The sequence below is a fragment of the Shinella zoogloeoides genome (genome assembly GCF_022682305.1).
Taxonomy (GTDB): Bacteria; Pseudomonadota; Alphaproteobacteria; order Rhizobiales; family Rhizobiaceae; genus Shinella; species Shinella zoogloeoides_B.
Map to the genome: position 1 here is coordinate 3,783,406 of NZ_CP093528.1, position 20,363 is coordinate 3,803,768.

Genomic DNA, 20,363 nt, shown 5'->3' on the forward strand with positions numbered 1-20,363 from the left:
ACACGGCCGGAACGCCGACAGGACAAAGGCCGGGAGCAAGCTCCCGGCCTTTTCGTTTGTGCAGGGCTCAGAACGTCGCCGTCATCGGATCGGGGCCGATGCGCCTGCCGTCCTTCTCGAGCGCCCCGAATGTCGCCATGTCCTCGGCATCGAGCTTGAAATCGAAGACCTTGAAATTCTCCTCGATGCGCGAGGGCGTCACCGATTTCGGGATGACCACCAGCCCGCTGTCGATATGCCAGCGGGTGATGACCTGCGCCGGGGTGCGGCCGTGCTTGGCGGCAACCTTCGCGACGAGCGGATTGTCCAGCAGCGTGCCCTGCCCGAGCGGGCTCCAGGACTGGGTGACGATGCGGTGCTTTTCGTGATAGGCCCGCGCCTCTTTCTGCGGGAAATCGGGATGCAGCTCGATCTGATTGATAACCGGCGTCACGCCCGTCTCGTCGATCACGCGCTGCAGGTGCTCGGGGTAGAAGTTGGAAACGCCGATGGAGCGGGCGCGGCCCTCCTTCTGGAGCTGGATGAAGGCCTTCCAGGTCGCCACATACTCGTCGCGCTTCGGCGCGGGCCAGTGGATGAGGTAGAGGTCGACATAATCGGTGCCGAGGCGTTTGAGGCTGGCGTCGAAGGCCTTCAGCGTCGAATCGTAGCCCTGATCGGAGTTCCAGAGCTTCGTCGTCAGGAAGATTTCGGACCGGGCGATGCCGGAAGCGCGGATGCCCTCGCCGACGCCGGCCTCGTTCTCGTAGATCGCCGCCGTATCGACATGCCGGTAGCCGGCCGAAAGTGCCGCCTTGACGGCCGTCACGGCCGTGTCGTTCGGGGTCTGCCAGACGCCGAGGCCCACCTGCGGAATGCTGTTGCCGTCGTGAAACAGGATCGTCGGTTGATCGCTCATAAGAATGTCTCCATGAAAAGGAATGGCGTGCTTGAACCCGTGGGGTTTCCCGTAGCGCCTTGCAGCCGGGCGACGGTCGAGGCTGATATAGGTTCGCGTCGCCGCATTTCAAAGGATGCCGCGGGGATCGCCTTCACGCACTGTTCAGGAGAATTTGATCCGCATCGCCCCGTCCGCCATATTCGCGCCATGCGGCAAGGTATCTGGCTAAGTCACAGGCGGGCTTGCCAAAAGCGCCAGTTCCCTTACTTTCCGTAGGAATGCCGAGAGGTAAAGCATGACATCCCGCACCATCCTTCTTGTCGATGACGACAACGACCTCCGCGAGACGCTCGTCGAGCAGCTTTCGCTCTACGAGGAATTCGCAACGCTCGAGGAAACGACGGCCGGCAAGGGCATCCAGACCGCGCGGGCGAACCAGATCGACCTTCTCATCATGGATGTCGGCCTGCCGGACATGGACGGCCGCGAGGCGGTGAAGCTCCTGCGCAAGGGCGGCTTCAAGGCGCCGATCATCATGCTGACCGGCCATGACACCGATTCGGACACGATCCTCGGTCTGGAAGCCGGCGCCAACGACTATGTGACGAAGCCCTTCCGCTTCGCCGTGCTGCTCGCGCGCATCCGCGCGCAGCTTCGCCAGCACGAGAGCAGCGAGGACGCCACCTTCACCGTCGGTCCCTATACGTTCAAGCCCGGCCAGAAGCTGCTGACGCTGGAAAACGGCCAGAAGATCCGCCTCACCGAGAAGGAAGCGGCGATCATCCGCTATCTCTACCGCGCCGACCAGAAGGTCGTCACGCGCGACGTGCTGCTGGAAGAGGTCTGGGGCTACAATTCGGGCGTCACGACCCACACGCTGGAGACCCATGTCTATCGTCTGCGCCAGAAGATCGAGCGGGACCCTTCCAATGCCGAGATTCTCGTGACAGAGAACGGCGGTTACAAGATCGTTCCGTAATTCAGTAAGGAGCGCCCGCCGTGGCCCTCAGCGACGACATCGCCCTGCTTTCCAAGGTCCCGCTCTTTGCGGGCCTTGCCGACGACAAGCTGCGCCTGATGGCCTTCGGTGCGGAACGCCGGCGGCTGGTCGAGGGGCAGACGCTGTTTCGCGAGGGCACCTCGGCCGATTGCGGCTTCGTTGTCGCCTATGGCGCGTTCCAGCTCACCTCGACGCTGCGCGACGGCGCGACGCGCGACGAGGGCACCGCAGGGTCCGGCACGCTCCTGTCGGAACTTGCCATGATCTCCGCCGTCGAGCGCAAATATACGGCGGTGGCGCTGGAGGACAGCGAGGTCATCCGCATCAACCGTCCGCTCTTCCGGCGCATGCTGGAGGAATATCCGGACGTCGCCGTGCTGGTCGACGCCCGTATCCGCGAGAATCTGGCCGCGATGATCAGCCAGATGCGCGGCCTTGCCGGCCGCTTCGCCTGAAACTCAGAAATCGAATTCCGCGATGACCGGAACGTGGTCGGACGGCCGCTCCCAGCCGCGCGCCTCGCGGACCACCGAAATGTTGGAAAGGTGCGGGTCGAGATCGGCCGAGGACCAGATATGGTCGAGGCGGCGGCCCTTGTTGGCGGCCTGCCAGTCGGCCGAGCGGTAGCTCCACCACGTATAGAGCTTTTCCTCCGCCGGCACCTTGCGGCGCATCAGGTCCACCCAGGCGCCCTTGGTCATCACGTCGATCAGGCCTTCGGTCTCGATGGGCGTATGGCTGACGATCTTCAGGAGCTGCTTGTGCGACCAGACGTCATGCTCCAGCGGCGCGATGTTGAGGTCGCCGACGAGGATGGAGGAGATGCCCGCCTCGGCTTCCGCATGGAGCAGCTTCATCTCCTCGATGAAATCGAGCTTGTGGCCGAATTTCGGATTGATCGTGCGGTCCGGCTCGTCGCCGCCGGCCGGCACATAGAAATTGTGCACCCGGATCGACTTGCCGCCATGATGGAAGACCACCGAGACATGCCGCGCATCGCCGACGCCGCAATAGTCGCGCCGCTCGACGATCTCCGTCAGCGGCAGGCGCGAAACGGTGGCGACGCCGTGATAGCCCTTCTGGCCATGCATGACGATATGCTCGTAGCCGAGCGCCTTCAGGGGCTTCGACGGAAACTGGTCGTTCGGGCACTTGGTTTCCTGCAGGCACAGGATGTCGGGCGAATAGGTCTTCAGGAAATGCTCGACGAGCGGCATGCGCAGCCGCACGGAGTTGATGTTCCACGTCGCGATCGAAAGTGCCATGCCTGCCCCCGGAATATCGTCCGGGGGTCTTAGAGCATTTTACGGCGAAGTGGAATCACTTGCCGCCGCGGTTGCGGATTTCGTCATAGGGGATCGAGAAGACCTTCTCGTCGAGCGGCACGCCGGTCTTGACGTTGAAGATCATCACGGAGGTGTCCTTGCCCTGCGCGTCGGTGATCGTCCACTGGCGCAGGTCGTAGGTCTTCGGGTCGAACATCATGGTGATGGTCGAATCGCCGAACATGTTCTTGTCGCCGAGCACGATGGTCGTCAGGTCCGCCTCTTCCTTCACGCCGCGCACCATCTTGGTGGAAAGGTCGATCTTGTCGCCAAGGAGAAGGTTCAGCGGCGTCTTGGAGAGCGGATAGATATCCCAGGTCTTCAGCTTGCGATTGCCGATGACGACGGACTTGCCGTCGGCGATCACGCGCATGGGCGAGGGATCCTCGTAGTTGAAGCGGATCTTGCCGGGGCGGTCGATGTAGAACTTGCCGCCGGTCTGCTCGCCGCGCGGGCCGAACTGCACGAACTCGCCCATCATCGTCTTCACGGAAGCGAAGTGGTCGGCGATCTTCTGCGCCGTGCCGCCGGCCTGCGCGGAAGCGTCGGCGGGCGCGAGCACGGAAAGGCCGGCCGCGAGCGCGAAGGCCATAAGGCCGGTAAAGCCGCGGCGGGTCAGCGTTCCGCTCGCACGGCCGTGTTCGGATCGGATCATGTCGGTCTCCTTCATGCGTCTGTCATGCGAGCCAAAGGCGGCGCCATAATGGCATCGGCCCGCAACGCGTGACGTGCCGGATGAAACGCGGCGGAAGGCCCCGCGTTCCCGGTCATCGTCCCGTAATCTCGTCTTCCGTCGGCACGAGAATCTCGCGCTTGCCGGCGTGGTTGGCGGGGCCGATCAGGCCCTCCTTCTCCATGCGCTCGATCAGCGAGGCCGCACGGTTGTAGCCGATGCCGAGGCGGCGCTGGATATAGGAGGTGGACGCCTTGCCGTCGCGCAGCACCACGGCCACCGCCTGGTCGTAGGGATCGTCGGAATCGTCGAGGTTGGCGGTGCCGGCCGGGCCGTGACCGCCCTCGCCGTCCTCGTCGTCGTCCTCGGTAATGGCGTCGAGATATTGCGGCGCGCCCTGCGTCTTCAGATGCGCGACCACCGCCTCCACCTCGCCGTCCGAGACGAACGGGCCATGCACGCGCTGGATGCGCCCGCCGCCGGCCATGTAGAGCATGTCGCCCATGCCGAGGAGCTGTTCGGCACCCTGTTCGCCGAGAATGGTGCGGCTGTCGATCTTCGACGTCACCTGGAAGGAGATGCGCGTCGGGAAGTTGGCCTTGATCGTGCCGGTAATGACGTCGACGGACGGGCGCTGCGTCGCCATGATGACATGGATGCCGGCAGCGCGCGCCATCTGGGCAAGCCGCTGCACCGCGCCCTCGATGTCCTTGCCGGCGACCATCATCAGGTCGGCCATTTCGTCGATGATGACGACGATATAGGGCATCGGCTGGAGATCGAATTCCTCCGTCTCGTACATCGCCTCGCCCGTCTGGCGGTCGAAGCCGGTCTGCACGGTGCGGGTGATCGTCTCGCCCTTGGCGAGCGCCTGCTCGACGCGGCTGTTGAAGCCGTCGATGTTGCGCACGCCGATCTTCGACATCTTCTTGTAGCGCTCCTCCATCTCGCGCACCGTCCACTTGAGGGCGACGACGGCCTTCTTCGGGTCGGTGACGACGGGGGAGAGGAGATGCGGAATGCCGTCATAGACGGAGAGTTCCAGCATCTTCGGGTCGATCATGATCAGGCGGCACTGTTCCGGCTTCAGGCGGTAGAGCAGCGACAGGATCATGGTGTTGATGGCCACCGACTTGCCCGAGCCGGTGGTGCCGGCGACCAGCAGATGCGGCATCTTGGCGATGTCGGAAATGACCGGCTCGCCGCCGATCGTCTTGCCGAGCGCCATGGCGAGGCGGGCCTTCGAGGTCTCGAAATCGCGGCTGGCGATGAGTTCGCGCAGGAAGACAGTCTCGCGGCTCTGGTTCGGCAATTCGATGCCGATGGCGTTGCGGCCCGGCACGACGGCGACGCGGGCGGCAATGGCGCTCATCGAGCGGGCGATATCGTCGGCAAGGCCGATGACACGGGAGGACTTGATGCCCGGGGCCGGCTCCAGCTCATAGAGCGTGACGACCGGGCCGGGGCGCACATGGATGATCTCACCCTTGACGCCGAAGTCCTCCAGCACGCCTTCCAGCATGCGGGCGTTCTGCTCCAGCGCATCGGCGGAAAGCGTCGTATCGCGCACCTGACCCTTGGGTTCGGCGAGCAGGTGGATCGGCGGAAGCTGGAAACCGTCCGGGCTGACGAAGGAGGTCTGCGCCTCGCGGTCGGCGCGCTGGCCGGGCTTCGGCCGGGCGGCGGGAGCAACGACGCGGGCGCCCGCGGCGGGAGCCGCCTGACGGGCCGGCGCGCGGCGGGGCGCCCAGTCGGCGGCGATGTCGTCGGCGTCCTCGTCCGGCAGGATGCCGCTCGGGCGGGCAAGCGGCTCGTCGTCCATGTCGAAGGGCAGGTCGTCGTCGAGCGAGATCGACGGCGTGGAGACGGCGCGGCGGCCGTCCATGGAGGGTTCGACGCGCTCGGCAGTGCGGCTTGCGGCGCGGGCGCGCACCGGTTCGTTCAGCGTGCCGAACTCGTCCTCGTTGAAATCGTAGGGCTGCTCGATGCCGCGCGCCTTGCGGCGCTGGTTCGAGAGGCCGAAGATGCGGCGCACGCGCGCCTGCCCGGTATACCAGGCATGGGTCATCGCACCGGCCAGCACGGTGAGCGGGCCTTCCCGGCCGTCATCCTCGTCGTCCTCGTCCTGAGCGGCACGGCTGCGGTTCTGCGCCGGAACCGGGGCAAAATCCTCCTCGTCGTCGATGGCGCCGCCACCGATCAGGCCGGCGCTGAACACCATCAGCCAGACGGCCGGCAGCGCGATGATGCTGCCGATGACGGTGGCGAACATGCCGGTCGGATAGGCGCCGGTGAAGAGCGCCGGGAACCGCAGGATCATGTCGCCGAAGACGCCGCCGAGGCCGGTCGGCAGCGGCCACGTCACCGGGCCGGGCACGCAGGCGAGCGCGGCGGACGCAAGAATCGCCCCGCCGAGCCAGGCGGCCGCGCGCTGCGGCACGCGGCTGAAGCGCCGGCCGCCGACCATGGCCAGACCCCAGGCGACGGCGGGCAGCAACGCGATCACGCTGGCAAGGCCGAAGAACTGCATGAAGAGATCGGCAAAGACGGCCCCCGGATAGCCGAGGATATTGGCCGGCTCGCCGCTGGAGGCATAGGAGAGGCTGGGGTCCGAGACGTTCCAGGTGGAGAGCGCAGCGATGGCGAGCGCAAGGCCGAGGAAGATGCACAGCCCGACAAGGACCTGAACCTGCCGCCAGACGAAGGCCGACAGAATGAAACGGTCGTGCCGGTTGTCCAGTCCTGCCGAAATGCTTCTGCTCATGGGTACAGCCTATCGTCCACGCAAGGAATCGCACGGCTTCCGCCCGAATCGCGGAATGTGCCTGACTGTGAACCCTACGAAGGAAGGCTTAATGCCATGTTAACCATGCGGCGGCGGATCATGGTTTCTGTGCGGTAAATGAAAAAGGGCCCGAACCGGAGTTCGGGCCAAGGCGGTGCGTGGCGGCCGGCAGCCGCCAAAGGCTTTTACGAGTGGTAGGCCGCTTCGCCGTGCGACGAGAGGTCGAGGCCTTCGCGTTCGGCTTCCACGGAGACGCGCAGGCCCACGGTGAGATCGACGATCTTGTAGAGGATCGCCGAGACCACGGCGCACCAGGCGATGGTGATGGCGACGGCGGTGAGCTGCGTCATGAACTGCGAGGCGATGGAGAAATCCGCCCCGCCCGTGCCGCCGAGCGACGGCGCGGTGAAGATGCCCGTACCGAGCGCGCCGATGAAGCCGCCCACGCCATGGACGCCGAAGACGTCGGCCGTGTCGTCATAGCCGAACTTGTTCTTCACCACAGCGACGAAGAAGTAGCAGACCGGTGAGGCGATGAGGCCGAGCACGATGGCGCCGAACGGGCCGACGGAGCCGGCAGCCGGGGTGACGGCGACGAGGCCGGCGATCATGCCCGAGGCCGCGCCGAGCAGCGAGGCCTTGCCGCGGGTGAAGACTTCCACCACCGACCAGGCGAGGATCGCGGCGGCCGTCGCGACGAAGGTGTTGACGGTGGCGAGCACCGCACCGCCCGAGGCCTCGAGGTTGGAGCCCGCATTGAAGCCGAACCAGCCGAACCACAGCATGGCGGCGCCGACGAGGGTGAGCGTCATGGAGTGGGGCGCCATCATGTCCTTGCCGAAGCCGGTGCGCTTGCCGACCATGATCGCGCCGATAAGGCCTGCCACGCCCGCATTGATATGCACGACGGTGCCGCCGGCGAAATCGAGCGCGCCCATGTTGAAGATCAGGCCGTTGCCGTCCCAGACCATGTGGGCGATCGGGAAGTAGACGAAGGTGGACCACAGCAGCGTGAAGAGGATGACGGCGGAGAACTTGATGCGCTCGGCGAAGGCGCCGATGATCAGCGCCGGCGTCAGCGCGGCGAAGGTCATCTGGAACAGCATGAAGATATATTCCGGGATGACGACGCCGTCGGTGAAGGTCGCCGAGGTGCTTTCGACCGTCACGCCGGTGAGAAACGCCTTGGCGAAGCCGCCGAAATAGGGGCTGGTCGAGCCGCCGAAGGCGAAGGAATAGCCGTAGGTCACCCAGACGATCATCATCAGCGCGCCGATGACCGTGCATTGCATGAGCACGGACAGCATGTTCTTGGTGCGCACCAGGCCGCCGTAGAACAGGGCAAGGCCGGGGATCAGCATGAAGAAGACGAGCAACGTCGCAAGGAACATGAAGGCGGTATCCGCCTTGTCCGGAACGGGCGCGGCGGCAGCGGCCTCGGTGGCGGCCGGCGCAGCTTCCTGCGCGAAGGCGATGACCGGGAGAAGCGCGGCTGTCGCGCCGGCGGCCATGCGGGGGAGAATGCGGGTAAACGTGAATGCGGACATGTTGAAAAGGCTCCCTGAAAGGCCGGTTGCTTAGAGCGCTTCGGTATCGGTTTCGCCGGTGCGGATGCGCACGGCATGGTCGATGGCGTAGACGAAGATCTTGCCGTCCCCGATCTGGCCGGTCTTGGCAGCGGCGGCGATCGCCTCCACGGCCCGGTCGACGAGGTCGCTGGCGACGGCGATCTCGATCTTCAGTTTCGGCAGGAAGCTGACGGCATATTCGGTGCCGCGATAGATTTCCGTATGCCCCTTCTGGCGGCCGTAACCCTTCACTTCGGTCACGGTCAGGCCCTGGATGCCGACGGCGGTGAGGGCTTCGCGCACCTCATCGAGTTTGAACGGCTTGATAATGGCCATTACGATTTTCATCTGGTTTCCCATCCTTCGTGCTTGTCCCCAGCCGGGGCCATCTCTCTGGCCGTTGGCAACCAACGACTGGAGATACACATTCAAGGGGCGTGCCAGATTCGAACGCCTTGGCTAAATCACTGAATTTAAATCGATAAAAATGACAGTCATGCTGCAGTGCAAAAAATCACCGCCGCACATGCTCAAAAAATAGTCGCTATCGAACTATCGCGTAAAATTTAGCCAGTTGCCTTTTTCCGAATCAGCCCTTCCTGGGCGACGGAGGCGATGAGCGTGCCGGAGCGGGTGTAGATCGCGCCCCGCGTCATGCCGCGCGCGCCGAAGGCCGAGGGGCTGTCCTGGCTGTAGAGCAGCCAGTCGTCGAGAACGGGCGGGCGATGGAACCACATGGCATGGTCGAGGCTCGCCACCTGCAGCGAGCGGTCGAGCACCGAGGTGCCATGGGCGAAGAGCGAGGTGTCGAGCAGCGTCATGTCGGAAAGATAGGCGAGGACCGCCGCCTGCAGGTGCCGGTCGGCCGGCACCGGCCCGGTCGTGCGCACCCAGATGTTCTGGTGCGGATCGAGCTTTTCCGAGGACAGGTAATGCGTCAGCGAAACGGGGCGCAGCTCGATGGGCCGCGGCCGTTCCCAATAGGCGCGGATATGCGGCGGGGCGGCGGCCATGAATTGCTCCTTCAGCTCCGCCTCGCCGATGAGCTTTTCCGGCGGCGGCACGTCGGGCACCGCCGTCTGGTGCTCGAAGCCGTCCTCATCATCCTGGAACGACGCGGTCATGAAGTAGATCGGCTTGCCATGCTGGATGGCGACGACGCGGCGCGTGGCGAAGGAGCCGCCGTCACGGATATTCTCCACGTCGTAGAGGATCGGCACGGAGGGATCGCCCGGCCGCACGAAATAGGCGTGCAGCGAATGTACGAAGCGGTTTTCCTGCTCCACCGTGCGCGTGGCGGCTACGAGCGCCTGGCCGATCACCTGCCCGCCGAACACCCGCTGCCAGCCAACCTGCGGGCTTTCTCCGCGAAACAGCCGGGTTTCCAGCCGCTCGATATCGAGCGTCCGAAGAAGGGCATCCATGGCGGGATTGGCGGTCTGGCGCGACATTTGGACGTGGCTCCTGTCTTGGACCCGAGGTAGGAAAGCGTTTCCTCCTCCTCTATATAGGGGAAGGAAAGACCTCAAGCGCCGTGGAGACCGCCATGCCCGAAGCCCAGATGCTCGACGTCCTCGTCGCCGGCGGCGGCTATGTCGGCCTTTCGCTGGCCGTTGCCGTCAAGAAGGCCGCGCCGCACCTAGCCGTCGAGGTGGTGGACGCTGCGCCGGACCACGCCTGGCGCAAGGACGAGCGTGCCTTCGCCATCGTCGCCGCCGCGCGCAATCTGCTCGACGTGCTCGGCATCTGGAACGAGATCGAGCCGGAGGCGGAGCCGATCCGCCGCATGGTCATCACCGATTCGCGCACCGCCGATCCCGTCCGCCCCGTCTTCCTCACCTTCGAGGGCGCCGGCTCCGGTGACGACGGCCAGCCCTTCGCTCATATGGTGCCGAACCGCGCCATCACCGCCGGCCTGCTGAAGCAGGCGGAAGCCCTCGGCGTCTCGATTCGCTGGTCCACCTCGGTGGAAGGCTTTGCGACCGGCCAGCATTCCACCACCGTCAGCCTTTCCGGCGGCACGGAACGCCAGACGCGCCTTCTCGTCGCCTGCGACGGCGTGCGCTCGAAGCTGCGCGACATGGCCGGCATCAAGACGGTGCGCTTCGATTACGGCCAGTCCGGCATCGTCACCACGCTCCAGCATGAGCGCCCGCACGAAGGCACGGCGGAAGAGCACTTCCTGCCCGCCGGCCCCTTCGCCACCCTGCCGCTCACCGGCAATCGCTCCTCCCTGGTCTGGACCGAGCGCACGGAGGATGCCCGCCGTCTCGTGGAGAGCGACGACCTCGTCTTCGAGGAAGAACTGGAGCGCCGCTTCGGCCACAAGCTCGGCGCGCTGAAGGTCGTCGACGGCCGCCGCGCCTTCCCGCTCGGCCTGACGCTCGCCCGCGCCTTCGTCGCCCCGCGCTTTGCGCTGGCGGGCGACGCCGCCCACGGCATCCACCCGATTTCCGGCCAGGGCCTCAATCTCGGCTTCAAGGACGTGGCGGCGCTCGCCGAAACCATCGTGGAAGCCGACCGCCTCGGCCTCGATATCGGCGCCGTTTCGGTGCTGGAGCGCTACGAGACCTGGCGCCGCTTCGACACGGTCCGCATGGGCATGACCACGGACGTGTTGAACCGCCTCTTCTCCAACGACATGACGCCGCTGCGCGTGCTGCGCGACGTCGGCCTCGGCGTCGTCGACCGCCTGCCGGGCCTGAAATCCTTCTTCATCCGGCAAGCCGAGGGCACGACCGGCAACGGCCATCCGCGCATGCTGGTGGGACAGAGGATCTAGTCCTTGATCTCGCGCGCTTCCGAAATCAGCATGATCGGAATCCCGTCACGGATCGGATAGGCGAGCCTGGCCTTCTCGGAGACGAGCTCCCCGGCCTTGGCGTCATAGACCAGCCGCCCCTTGGTCAGCGGGCAGACGAGAAGTTCAAGCATTTTGGGATCGACCCGGCTGGTGCTGGCATCCATGGCATAGACCCTATTGCAGCCGCGTATCGACGTCGCCATAGCTGCGCGCCAGAACGATTTCGGTGATGGCGATCAGCGTTTCCGCCCGCGTCTTGAGGTCGGGCGCTTCCAGCAGCGCCTGCTTTTCCGCCGGGCCGTAGGGCGACATCATCGACATGGAATTGACCAGCGTCGTGTTGCTGGCGCGCTCCACGCTCTCCCAGTCCGCCTCCAGCTTGTTGGCGTCGAGATAGGCCTTGAAGGCGGCAAGCAGCGCCTCGCGGTCGACGCTCTGCTCATCGTCCTTGCCGGAAAGATCGGCGATGAAGGGGGCGATGCGGAAACTGCGATAGGCCTTGCCGCCCCGCACCTCCTCAAGCAGCCTGTAGCGGCAGATGCCGGTGAGCGAGACGATGTAGCGCCCATCCCCGGTTTCGGCAAAGGAGGTGATGCGGCCGAGACAGCCGACCTGGCAGAGCGCCGGCGTCTCGCCGGTCTGGTCCTCCGCGCGATGCTCGCCGAAGACCGGCTGCACCATGCCGACCAGCCGATGCGATGCGAGCGCGTCGTCGAACATGGCAAGATAGCGCGGCTCGAAGATGTTGAGGGGAAGCTGGCCGCCTGGCAGGAGCAGCGCGCCCGTCAGCGGAAAGACGGGGACGGCCTCGGGCAGATCCTCCGGCTTCAGATAACGCGCGTTTCCCACCTGCATGGCATTGCCTTCCCGATTCGCGGCGCGGCGAAATGTTTCCCGCCTCTCGTCATCGCGCCCTCCCCCGAATGTGGGGTAGGCGCGGCGTTTCTCAAGGGACGCCGCGCCATGGGTTTGAAAAAAGCCTCAGGAGAACAGGATCGACGACAGCTTGCGGCGGGCGGCGATCGTCGCCGGGTCCTTGGCACCCCAGACGTCGAAGAACTGCAGCAGTTCCCGGCGCGCGCCGTCGTCGTCGAAGGCGCGGTCGCGCTTCATGATGTAGAGCAGATGATCGGCCGCCGCGTGGCGGTCGCCCTCGACATTGCGGATCTTCGCAAGGTTGAGCCGCGCGGCATGGTCGTCCGCATTCAGCGCCAGCGCCTGTTCGAGCGCGGCCGGATCGCCGAGCTTGCGGGCTTCCTCGATCTGGTCGAGCTTCTTGACGACCGCGGCGACGGCCGGGTCGGCGGCAAGCGCTTCCGGCAGGTTGCCGAGCGCCTGGCGGGCGTTGTCCGGCTGGCCGACGGCGATCATGCATTCGGCAATGCCGGCAAGCGCCGCGGCGTTTTCCGGGTCGGCCTGCAGCAGCGCGCCGTAGAGATCGGCTGCGCCGGCAAGGTCGCCCGCGTCGAAGAGCGTCTTTGCTTCGGCCAGCATGGCCTCGATCTCGGCCTTCTCGTCGGCGCCCGCGGGGCCGGCGATCTTGTCGATGAAGGCGCGGATCTGGCTTTCCGGCACCGCGCCCATGAAGCCGTCCACCGGCCGGCCGCCGACGAAGGCGACGACGGCGGGAATGGACTGGATGCCGAGCTGGCCGGGAATGGAGGGATGGTCGTCGATGTTGAGCTTGACGAGCTTCACCCGTCCGGCGCTCTCGCCCACGACTTTCTCGATAATCGGCTGGAGCTGCTTGCACGGGCCGCACCAGGGCGCCCAGAAATCGACGAGCACCGGCTGCTGGCGCGAAGCCTCCAGCACGTCACGCGAAAAATTCGCCGTGGTCGTGTCCTTGATCAGGTCGCCCGCCGGTGCCGCGCCGCCATAGCTCGCCGAAACGTTCATCTGCCCGCCATAGGACGGTGCATAGGGGTTGTCGCCTGCGCTCATGGGTCTCTCCTGTGGCGCAAAGCGCCGTCAAATGCGTGTCTGGGCCAGAAATCGTATGTCAGGCCGTGACTTTCAAGACAAGCGGCTCATGCCCCGTCGCCTCGATGAAGCGTAGCAGGTCCTTCGAGCCGATCGAGGTGGTCGCGTCGTTGCGCAGCGGATGGCAGTTGATCGTGTCGTATTCCATCAGGTCCGCATCGATGATGATCTTCACGTTCCCGCCCGCATCGTTGAACACGCCGAAGGCCGTGACCGCGCCGGGAATGACGCCGAGATATTCCATCAGCTTCTCCGGCTTGCCGAAGGAAACGCGGCTTGCCGCCCCGATGACGGTGTGGATCGTCTTGAGGTCCACCGAGGCATGTTCCTCGACGGTCATCAGGAAGTAGTTGTCCTTCTTGTCCTTCACGAAGAGGTTTTTCGTGTGGCCGCCCGGAATCTCGTCGCGCAGCGCCACGGATTCGGCGACGGTGAAGACCGGCGCATGTTCCTTCGTCGCATGGGCGATGCCCAGCCCGTCGAGAAACTGAAAAAGATCCTTGTCCGTCTTCGGCTGCGCTTCGCTCATGTCCCGTTTCCTGTCCCGAATAACTCCGCCCGCTGCTTAGGGCTTCGCCCGCCCGCACGCAACCACCTGAGAAACCGGGCCTTCGAAAGGCGCCGCAATTTTTTCTTCAAAATCCGACATTTCCCTGTTGCATTTGAAAATGGCTTAGGCCATATACCGCCCGTCGCCGCAACGCAGCGACCTTCGGCCACGAACTACCCCAGGCCGTCGACGATGAGCGGGTGTAGCTCAGGGGTAGAGCACAACCTTGCCAAGGTTGGGGTCGAGCGTTCGAATCGCTTCACCCGCTCCATTCTTTCCAAAGTTTCGAAGCCTCGGTTCGCCGGGGCTTTTGTGCGTTTTGGCGCGGTGGAAATCGCTAGGCGCGGAAACGGTGGAAGGGAGCGCGGTTACCACACGGTGTTGATTGCCACTGAGAACTGACCCGGCGTGGCCTGATATTTCCATTGAGAATTGACCCATGTTCCAACCTTCCCTCGCATGTTTTCAGCGGGGGCTATGGAGTGATCGACATGGCGTTATTGAGCGTGATCCGACGCTGGCATTTTCGAGAAGAACTATCGATCCGGGAGATTTGCCGCAGGACTGGCCTGTCCCGGAATACCATCCGCAAATACCTGCGCCTGGACGGCGTGGAGCCGAAGTTCAAAGTCCCGGAGCGGCCAAGCAAGCTTGATCCTTTTGCTGATCGGTTGTCTGCCTGGCTGAAGAGCGAATCCAAGAAGAACCGCAAGCAGAAGCGGACGATGAAGCAGTTGCATGCCGATCTGATGAGCCTTGGCTACGAGGGCTCCTACAATCGGGTTGCGGCATTTGCTCGGGAATGGCGTGATGATCGGCAGAGAGAATTGCAGACGACGGGCCGCGGGACATATGTGCCCCTGGCGTTTGACCCCGGCGAAGCCTTCCAGTTCGATTGGTCGGAAGATTGGGCCATCATCGGCAATGAGCGCACCAAACTGCAGGTGGCGCACACGAAGCTGAGCTACAGCCGCGCCTTCATCGTTCGGGCCTATCTCCTGCAGACGCATGAGATGCTGTTCGATGCCCATAATCATGCATTCCGGGTCTTCGGCGGCATCCCCGGCCGCGGAATCTACGACAACATGCGCACGGCGATCGACAAGGTCGGCCGCGGGAAAGAGCGCGACGTCAATGTCCGTTTCCTGGCGATGGCCAGTCACTACGTATTCGAGCCGGAGTTCTGCAATCCCGCGTCTGGTTGGGAGAAAGGGCAGGTCGAGAAGAATGTTCAGGATGCGCGTCATCGCTTCTTCCAACCTGTTCCGCGCTTTCCATCATTGGATGCCCTGAACGACTGGCTGGAGCTTCGGTGCAAGGAATTCTGGGCAAAGACCCCACACGGACAGATGCGCGGCACCATTGCCGACATCTGGGCTGAGGAAGCTTTGGCATTGATGCCTGTTACCCGTCCGTTCGACGGCTTCGTGGAGTATACGAAGCGGGTCACGCCAACCTGCCTCGTCCATCTGGAGCGCAATCGCTACAGCGTGCCGGCATCCTTCGCCAATCGACCGGTGAGCCTGCGGGTCTATCCGGATCGTGTCGTGGTTGCTGCGGAAGGCCAGATCGTCTGCGAGCATCGTCGCGTCATCGATCGCTCTCACGACCGACCGGGACAGACGATCTACGACTGGCGGCACTATCTGGCGGTCGTGCAACGCAAGCCAGGCGCGCTTCGCAACGGTGCACCCTTTGCCGAGCTACCGGACGCGTTCCGGACCTTGCAGCAATACCTCCTGAAGAAGCCGGGTGGCGACCGCGAGATGGTCGATATCCTGGCCCTTGTTCTCCAGCACGACGAACAGGCCGTGCTATCGGCGGTCGACATGGCGCTGAAGTCCGGCGTCCCCACGAAGACCCACGTGCTGAACCTGCTGCATCGCCTCGTCGACGGCAAATCCTTCACACCGCCCACCATCGATGCACCTCAGGCCCTGACGCTCGTCAACGAGCCCAAGGCCAATGTCGAACGATACGATGCGCTGAGAAAGACGGAGGCCCGCCATGCGTCATAATCCAGCAAGCGGCGCTGTCGTCATCATGCTGCGGCAACTGAAGATGCACGGCATGGCCCAGGCCGTCGGCGAACTCACCGAGCAGGGATCGCCGGCATTCGAGGCGGCAATCCCGATCCTGTCGCAGCTCCTCAAGGCGGAGACCGCGGAACGTGAAGTTCGATCGACGGCCTACCAGCTCAAGACGGCACGCTTTCCAGCCTATCGTGACCTGAACGGCTTCGACTTCACCAGCAGTGAGATCAACGAGGCGCTGGCCCGTCAGCTTCATCGCTGCGACTTCCTGGACGACGCCAACAACATTGTCCTGGTCGGCGGTCCCGGCACGGGCAAGACGCATATCGCCACGGCCATCGGTGTCCAGGCCATCGAACATCATCACAAGCGGGTTCGGTTCTTCTCGACCGTGGAACTGGTCAACGCGCTCGAGCAGGAGAAGTCCCAAGGTCGCTCAGGCCAGATCGCCAACCGCCTGGCACACTCCGATCTCGTCATCCTCGACGAGCTCGGTTATCTGCCGTTCAGTGCTTCAGGCGGTGCGATGCTGTTCCATCTGCTGAGCAAGCTCTATGAGCACACGAGCGTCATCATCACCACCAACCTGAGCTTCAGCGAATGGGCCAGTGTCTTCGGCGATGCCAAGATGACAACCGCGCTGCTCGACCGGCTCACCCATCATTGCCACATCCTCGAGACCGGCAACGACAGCTTCCGCTTCAAGAACAGCTCCGCGCACGACACCAAAACGACAAAGGAGAAAACGAGGAACTTGACCACGACCGCAGAGCCGAAACATACCTAATAAGCGGGTCAATTCTCGGTGGAAACGCCGGGTCAGTTCTCAGTGGCAATCAACACCAAGCCTCGGTTCGCCGAGGCTTTTGTGTGTTTTGGCGCCGCCGAAACCGCGCGGCCCATGGCTTCTTGCCGCGCCTGCGCGCGCTGTGAAGTTTCCGCCGCACCCGATTGCTGTACCCCGCGACTTCTCCTATGTTGACCAAGTGGTAAAAAACGACGCGTTTCAAAGCGCGCGGGCAAACAGAGGGGAATGTAATGCGACGCGATTCCTTCAATTCGGGCATTTCCAGACGCACGCTGATCAAGGCCGCCGGCGCCTCCGCCGTGGTGGCCGCCGCGGGCCTGCCGGGCCGTCTTCTCGCCGCCGATCCGATCAAGGTCGCGGCCATCTTTACCGTTCCGGTCGAGCAGCAATGGGTCAGCCGCATCCACAAGGCGGCCAATGCCGCCAAGGAGCGCGGCGATATCGAATATGTCTATTCGGAAAACACCGCGAACAACGACTATGAGCGCGTCATGCGCGAATATTGCGAGGCCGGCAACAAGCTGATCCTCGGCGAGGTCTTCGGCGTGGAGGACGCCGCGCGCGCCGTCGCCAAGGACTACCCCGACGTCGCCTTCCTGATGGGATCGAGCTTCAAGCCCGACGACGCCGTGCCGAACTTCGCCGTCTTCGACAACTATATCCAGGACGCATCCTATCTCTCCGGCCTTGTCGCCGGCGCGATGACCAAGTCCAAGAATATCGGCATGGTGGGCGGCTATCCGATCCCGGAAGTCAACCGGCTGATGAACGCCTTCATGGCCGGCGTGAAGGAAACCGCGCCCGACACCAAGTTCCAGGTCGCCTTCATCGGCTCCTGGTTCGATCCGCCGAAGGCCAAGGAAACCGCCTTCGCCCAGATCGATGGCGGGGCGGATCTGCTCTATGCCGAGCGTTTCGGCGTGTCCGACGCCGCCAAGGAGCGGAACGTGCTCGCCATCGGCAATGTCATCGACACCCAGGCGGACTATCCGAACACCGTGGTCGCTTCCGCGCTGTGGCATTTCGAACCGACGCTCGACAAGGCGATCGCCGAAGTGAAGGCCGGCACCTTCAAGGCCGCCGACTACGGCGTCTATTCCTTCATGAAGCATGGCGGCTGTTCGCTCGCCCCGCTCGGCACCTTCGAAAACAAGGTTCCGGAGGAAATCAGGGCGCGGATCGCGGAAAAGGAAAAGGCGATCAAGGACGGCTCGTTCGTCGTCGAGATCAACGACGCCGAACCGAAGTCGAGCTGACTTTACCTCCCGTTCATGGGAAGGATGGCCGTGGCGGCGGATGAAGGTTCAGCCTTCACCGCCGGCGGCCTCCTCTCCCTGAGCGGGAGAATGCCTCGCCCACAACGCAATTCCGGTCATCGCCGTGTCCAGCAATCCCGATCCCGTCCTTCGCCTTTCCGGCATCAGCAAGCGTTTCGGTCCGCTCCGGGCCAACGACGCCATTTCCTTCGATCTTCACCGGGGCGAAGTCATCGCGCTTCTCGGGGAGAACGGCGCAGGCAAGACGACGCTGATGAACATCCTCTTCGGCCATTACGTCGCCGACGAGGGAACCGTCGAGGCCTTCGGCCGCCAGCTTCCGCCGGGCGATCCGCGCGCTGCGCTCGATGCCGGCATCGGCATGGTCCACCAGCATTTCACCCTCGCCGACAACATGACGGTGCAGGAAAACATCGCGCTCGGCACCGAGAGCCTTTGGCGCGCGCGGCTCGACCGGGGCGCGGCGCGCCGGCGCATCGAGCAGCTTTCCGCCGATTTCGGCCTTGCCGTCGACCCCGCCGCCACGGTCTCCACGCTTTCGGTCGGCGAGCGCCAGCGCGTCGAGATCCTGAAGGCGCTCTATCGCGAGGCCCGCATCCTCATTCTCGACGAGCCGACCGCCGTCCTGACCCCGGCCGAGACCGACGCGCTGTTCCGCACGCTGAAGCTGCTCGTCGCCAAGGGCCTGTCGATCATCTTCATTTCCCACAAGCTGCACGAGGTCATGGCCGTCAGCGACCGGGTGCTGGTCCTGCGCGCCGGGCGGCTCGCCGGCGAGCGCCGGACGGGCGATACCAACCGCAAGGAGCTGGCCGCCCTCATGGTCGGCCAGGAAGTAAAACCGGCGGAAGTCAGCCCGGTGAAGCCCGGCGCGCCGCTGCTGGTGCTCGAGCGCGTCTCCACCGCGCCCTATAACGGGGCGGGGCTGGACGCGGTGTCGCTCACGCTCACGGCGGGCGAGATCACCGGCCTTGCCGGCGTTTCCGGCAATGGCCAGGCGGCCCTCGCCGCGCTCCTTTCCGGCACCCGCCGCCCGACCGCCGGCACCATCTCTATCGCCGGACGCATGGTCGCGGACTGGTCGCCGCGCGCCGCGCTTTCCCACGGCATCGCCCGCATCCCGGAAGACCGCCACGCCGTCGGCAGTATCGGCGACATGAGCGTGACCGAGAATGTCGTCGCCGAGCGCTACCGCAGCGAACGCTTCAGCCGCTTCGGCTTCCTCAACTGGAAGGCCGCCCGCAGCTTCGCCGAAAAGCTCATCGCCGATTACGACGTCAAGTGTCCCTCGCCGGAGGCCCGCATCCGCCTGCTTTCCGGTGGCAACATGCAGAAGCTCATCCTCGGCCGGGCGCTCGATCCCGATCCAGCGGTCATTCTCGCCAGCCAGCCGACGCGCGGCCTCGATGTCGGCGCGGTTTCCTATGTGCACCGCATGCTGCTCGAAGCGCGCGAGCGGGGGGCGGCGATCCTGCTGATCTCCGAGGATCTGGAAGAAGTTCTGGCCCTGTCGGACCGCATCGTCGTCATGTCCAAGGGACGTTTTTCGACGCCGTCTTCACGCGGCGAACGCAGCATAAGGGAACTGGGGGAACTGATGGCCGGCCATAGCGGGGAGCGCAGCGACCATGCGGCTTGAACCGAAGCCCGCGCCGTCGCTGGCGGTCACGATCCTGTTTCCGCTGGCGGCCATCGCCGCCACGCTGGCGCTGACCTCGATCCTGGTTCTTGCCGCCGGCGCATCGCCGCTGTCGGTGTTCTATCTGGTCGCCAAGGGCGCGGCCGGCTCGCAGTTCGCCTTCCTCGAAACGCTGACCCGCGCGACGCCGCTGATCTTCACCGGCCTTGCCATCGCCGTCGCCTTCCGGGCGAAGCTCTGGAATATCGGCGCGGAAGCGCAGCTCTATATCGGCGGGGTGGTGACGGTGGTGCTGGGAACCGGCGCGCTGCCGCTGCCCTCGGTGATCCTCATCCCCCTCATCATGGCCGCCGCCATGGCCGCGGGCGCGCTGCTGCTGCTCGGCCCGGCCGTGCTGAAGACCCGCTTCGGCGTCGACGAGGTCGTCACCACGCTGCTCCTCAATTTCATCGTCCTGCTGTTCGTCTCCATGCTGCTCGAAGGCGTGCTGAAGGATCCGATGGGCCTCGGCTGGCCGCAGTCGCAGAAGGTCATCGCCGAGGCGCAGCTTCCGCGTCTCATCCAGGGCAAGCGCCTGCATTACGGCTTCGTCGTCGCGCTCGTCTCGGCCGTGCTCGTCTGGGTCGTCATGAAGAAGACGGTGCTCGGCTACGAGATGCGCGCCGTCGGCCACAATCCCGAGGGCGCACGCTTCGTCGGCATTCCGGTCAACGGCACGCTGATGAAGACGGCGCTGCTTTCGGGCGGCCTTGCCGCGCTCGCCGGCTTTTCCGAGGTCTCCGGCCTCAAGGGCAACCTGACGCTCGACCTGTCGCCGGGCTACGGCTACACCGGCATCGTCGTCGCCATGCTCGCCATGCTGAACCCGCTCGGCGTCATCGCCTCGGCCATCTTCGTCGCCGGCATCTTCGTCGGCGCGGACGCCATGAGCCGCGCGGCCAAGGTGCCGAGCTACATCGCCGACGTCATGGTCGCGACCTCCCTGCTGACAATGGTGGTGGCGATCCTCCTGACGCGCTACCGGATCAGGTGGAAGTAA

At 64.6% G+C, this 20,363-nt stretch carries 19 protein-coding genes and 1 tRNA gene; 9 read left to right on the forward strand and 11 right to left on the reverse strand.

The genetic code is table 11. The annotated features are described in order from the left end of the window. Nucleotides 1–67 precede the first annotated feature (67 nt). A complete protein-coding gene (locus MOE34_RS18855) occupies nt 68–898 on the reverse strand; it encodes an aldo/keto reductase (protein WP_160787182.1) in 831 nt (276 codons plus the stop codon). A gap of 277 nt (nt 899–1,175) precedes the next feature. On the opposite strand from MOE34_RS18855, the gene MOE34_RS18860 reads away from it, so the two are divergent. Both MOE34_RS18860 and MOE34_RS18865 read left to right on the forward strand, forming a co-directional pair. Continuing rightward, entirely contained in the window at nt 1,176–1,859 is a 684-nt protein-coding gene (locus MOE34_RS18860) for a response regulator transcription factor (protein ID WP_160787183.1), read from the forward strand. Nucleotides 1,860–1,879: 20 nt separating this feature from the next. Next, on the forward strand, nt 1,880–2,335 hold the full coding sequence (locus MOE34_RS18865) for a cyclic nucleotide-binding domain-containing protein (RefSeq protein ID WP_160787184.1): 456 nt from the start codon (nt 1,880–1,882) through the stop codon (nt 2,333–2,335). A gap of 3 nt (nt 2,336–2,338) precedes the next feature. Here MOE34_RS18865 and MOE34_RS18870 read toward each other — a convergent pair whose 3' ends face one another. The 6 genes from MOE34_RS18870 to tesB all read right to left on the reverse strand — a co-directional run bounded on the left by MOE34_RS18870 (nt 2,339) and on the right by tesB (nt 9,682). After that, nucleotides 2,339–3,145, reverse strand: a complete 807-nt coding sequence (locus tag MOE34_RS18870; RefSeq protein ID WP_160787185.1) for an exodeoxyribonuclease III — start codon at nt 3,143–3,145, stop codon at nt 2,339–2,341. Between the two features lie 55 nt (nt 3,146–3,200). Continuing rightward, a complete protein-coding gene (locus tag MOE34_RS18875) occupies nt 3,201–3,875 on the reverse strand; it encodes an outer membrane lipoprotein carrier protein LolA (RefSeq protein ID WP_380735240.1) in 675 nt (224 codons plus the stop codon). A 97-nt stretch (nt 3,876–3,972) separates the two neighbouring features. Next, entirely contained in the window at nt 3,973–6,642 is a 2,670-nt protein-coding gene (locus MOE34_RS18880) for an FtsK/SpoIIIE family DNA translocase (RefSeq protein WP_160787187.1), read from the reverse strand. A gap of 206 nt (nt 6,643–6,848) precedes the next feature. Then, on the reverse strand, nt 6,849–8,174 hold the full coding sequence (locus tag MOE34_RS18885; protein WP_380735252.1) for an ammonium transporter: 1,326 nt from the start codon (nt 8,172–8,174) through the stop codon (nt 6,849–6,851). A gap of 66 nt (nt 8,175–8,240) precedes the next feature. After that, complete coding sequence (locus MOE34_RS18890) at nt 8,241–8,591, reverse strand: P-II family nitrogen regulator (RefSeq protein ID WP_160787189.1); 351 nt, start codon at nt 8,589–8,591, stop codon at nt 8,241–8,243. Nucleotides 8,592–8,797: 206 nt separating this feature from the next. Then, the gene (gene tesB, locus MOE34_RS18895; protein WP_160787190.1) at nt 8,798–9,682 is read right to left on the reverse strand and encodes an acyl-CoA thioesterase II; all 885 of its coding nucleotides are present in this window, start codon (nt 9,680–9,682) and stop codon (nt 8,798–8,800) included. Between the two features lie 110 nt (nt 9,683–9,792). Here tesB and MOE34_RS18900 point away from each other — a divergent pair, with 110 nt between their 5' ends. Beyond that, entirely contained in the window at nt 9,793–11,013 is a 1,221-nt protein-coding gene (locus MOE34_RS18900) for a ubiquinone biosynthesis hydroxylase (RefSeq protein ID WP_242224134.1), read from the forward strand. On the opposite strand, the gene MOE34_RS18905 is transcribed toward MOE34_RS18900, so the two are convergent. From MOE34_RS18905 to MOE34_RS18920, 4 genes are all read right to left on the reverse strand, one after another. After that, nucleotides 11,010–11,198 carry a Trm112 family protein gene (locus MOE34_RS18905; protein WP_160787191.1) on the reverse strand — a complete coding sequence of 63 codons (189 nt, stop codon included), beginning with the start codon at nt 11,196–11,198 and terminating at the stop codon, nt 11,010–11,012. The genes MOE34_RS18900 and MOE34_RS18905 overlap by 4 nt on opposite strands. 10 nt (nt 11,199–11,208) lie before the next feature. After that, nucleotides 11,209–11,889, reverse strand: coding sequence for an LON peptidase substrate-binding domain-containing protein (locus MOE34_RS18910; RefSeq protein ID WP_160787192.1), 681 nt, complete (start codon nt 11,887–11,889; stop codon nt 11,209–11,211). 126 nt (nt 11,890–12,015) lie between these two features. After that, entirely contained in the window at nt 12,016–12,978 is a 963-nt protein-coding gene (gene trxA, locus MOE34_RS18915; RefSeq protein WP_160787193.1) for a thioredoxin, read from the reverse strand. 58 nt (nt 12,979–13,036) lie between these two features. Continuing rightward, the gene (locus tag MOE34_RS18920) at nt 13,037–13,546 is read right to left on the reverse strand and encodes a prolyl-tRNA synthetase associated domain-containing protein (protein ID WP_160787194.1); all 510 of its coding nucleotides are present in this window, start codon (nt 13,544–13,546) and stop codon (nt 13,037–13,039) included. A 217-nt stretch (nt 13,547–13,763) separates the two neighbouring features. Here MOE34_RS18920 and MOE34_RS18925 point away from each other — a divergent pair. The 6 genes from MOE34_RS18925 to MOE34_RS18950 all read left to right on the forward strand — a co-directional run bounded on the left by MOE34_RS18925 (nt 13,764) and on the right by MOE34_RS18950 (nt 20,363). Further along, nucleotides 13,764–13,838: transfer RNA gene (locus MOE34_RS18925), tRNA-Gly, on the forward strand. 220 nt (nt 13,839–14,058) lie between these two features. After that, a complete protein-coding gene (istA, locus tag MOE34_RS18930) occupies nt 14,059–15,585 on the forward strand; it encodes an IS21 family transposase (protein ID WP_160788247.1) in 1,527 nt (508 codons plus the stop codon). Beyond that, on the forward strand, nt 15,575–16,387 hold the full coding sequence (gene istB, locus MOE34_RS18935) for an IS21-like element helper ATPase IstB (RefSeq protein WP_160788246.1): 813 nt from the start codon (nt 15,575–15,577) through the stop codon (nt 16,385–16,387). The genes istA and istB overlap by 11 nt, the downstream gene beginning before the upstream one ends. 251 nt (nt 16,388–16,638) lie before the next feature. Then, entirely contained in the window at nt 16,639–17,664 is a 1,026-nt protein-coding gene (locus MOE34_RS18940) for a BMP family protein (protein ID WP_160787679.1), read from the forward strand. 124 nt (nt 17,665–17,788) lie between these two features. Next, nucleotides 17,789–19,324, forward strand: coding sequence for an ABC transporter ATP-binding protein (locus tag MOE34_RS18945; protein ID WP_160787678.1), 1,536 nt, complete (start codon nt 17,789–17,791; stop codon nt 19,322–19,324). Next, complete coding sequence (locus tag MOE34_RS18950) at nt 19,314–20,363, forward strand: ABC transporter permease (RefSeq protein WP_160787677.1); 1,050 nt, start codon at nt 19,314–19,316, stop codon at nt 20,361–20,363. The genes MOE34_RS18945 and MOE34_RS18950 overlap by 11 nt, the downstream gene beginning before the upstream one ends.

Excerpts from the sequence above, each read along its gene's own strand:
- MOE34_RS18870 (WP_160787185.1), bottom strand. The coding sequence starts at position 3,145 with ATGGCACTTTCGATCGCGACGTGGAACATCAACTCCGTGCGGCTGCGC.
- MOE34_RS18885 (WP_380735252.1), bottom strand. The coding sequence starts at position 8,174 with ATGGCCGCCGGCGCGACAGCCGCGCTTCTCCCGGTCATCGCCTTCGCG.
- MOE34_RS18875 (WP_380735240.1), bottom strand. The coding sequence starts at position 3,875 with ATGAAGGAGACCGACATGATCCGATCCGAACACGGCCGTGCGAGCGGA.
- MOE34_RS18920 (WP_160787194.1), bottom strand. The coding sequence starts at position 13,546 with ATGAGCGAAGCGCAGCCGAAGACGGACAAGGATCTTTTTCAGTTTCTC.
- MOE34_RS18860 (WP_160787183.1), top strand. The coding sequence starts at position 1,176 with ATGACATCCCGCACCATCCTTCTTGTCGATGACGACAACGACCTCCGC.
- tesB (WP_160787190.1), bottom strand. The coding sequence starts at position 9,682 with ATGTCGCGCCAGACCGCCAATCCCGCCATGGATGCCCTTCTTCGGACG.
- MOE34_RS18900 (WP_242224134.1), top strand. The coding sequence starts at position 9,793 with ATGCTCGACGTCCTCGTCGCCGGCGGCGGCTATGTCGGCCTTTCGCTG.
- istB (WP_160788246.1), top strand. The coding sequence starts at position 15,575 with ATGCGTCATAATCCAGCAAGCGGCGCTGTCGTCATCATGCTGCGGCAA.
- MOE34_RS18950 (WP_160787677.1), top strand. The coding sequence starts at position 19,314 with ATGCGGCTTGAACCGAAGCCCGCGCCGTCGCTGGCGGTCACGATCCTG.
- MOE34_RS18940 (WP_160787679.1), top strand. The coding sequence starts at position 16,639 with ATGCGACGCGATTCCTTCAATTCGGGCATTTCCAGACGCACGCTGATC.
- MOE34_RS18905 (WP_160787191.1), bottom strand. The coding sequence starts at position 11,198 with ATGGATGCCAGCACCAGCCGGGTCGATCCCAAAATGCTTGAACTTCTC.
- trxA (WP_160787193.1), bottom strand. The coding sequence starts at position 12,978 with ATGAGCGCAGGCGACAACCCCTATGCACCGTCCTATGGCGGGCAGATG.
- MOE34_RS18880 (WP_160787187.1), bottom strand. The coding sequence starts at position 6,642 with ATGAGCAGAAGCATTTCGGCAGGACTGGACAACCGGCACGACCGTTTC.
- MOE34_RS18910 (WP_160787192.1), bottom strand. The coding sequence starts at position 11,889 with ATGCAGGTGGGAAACGCGCGTTATCTGAAGCCGGAGGATCTGCCCGAG.
- MOE34_RS18890 (WP_160787189.1), bottom strand. The coding sequence starts at position 8,591 with ATGGGAAACCAGATGAAAATCGTAATGGCCATTATCAAGCCGTTCAAA.
- istA (WP_160788247.1), top strand. The coding sequence starts at position 14,059 with ATGGCGTTATTGAGCGTGATCCGACGCTGGCATTTTCGAGAAGAACTA.
- MOE34_RS18855 (WP_160787182.1), bottom strand. The coding sequence starts at position 898 with ATGAGCGATCAACCGACGATCCTGTTTCACGACGGCAACAGCATTCCG.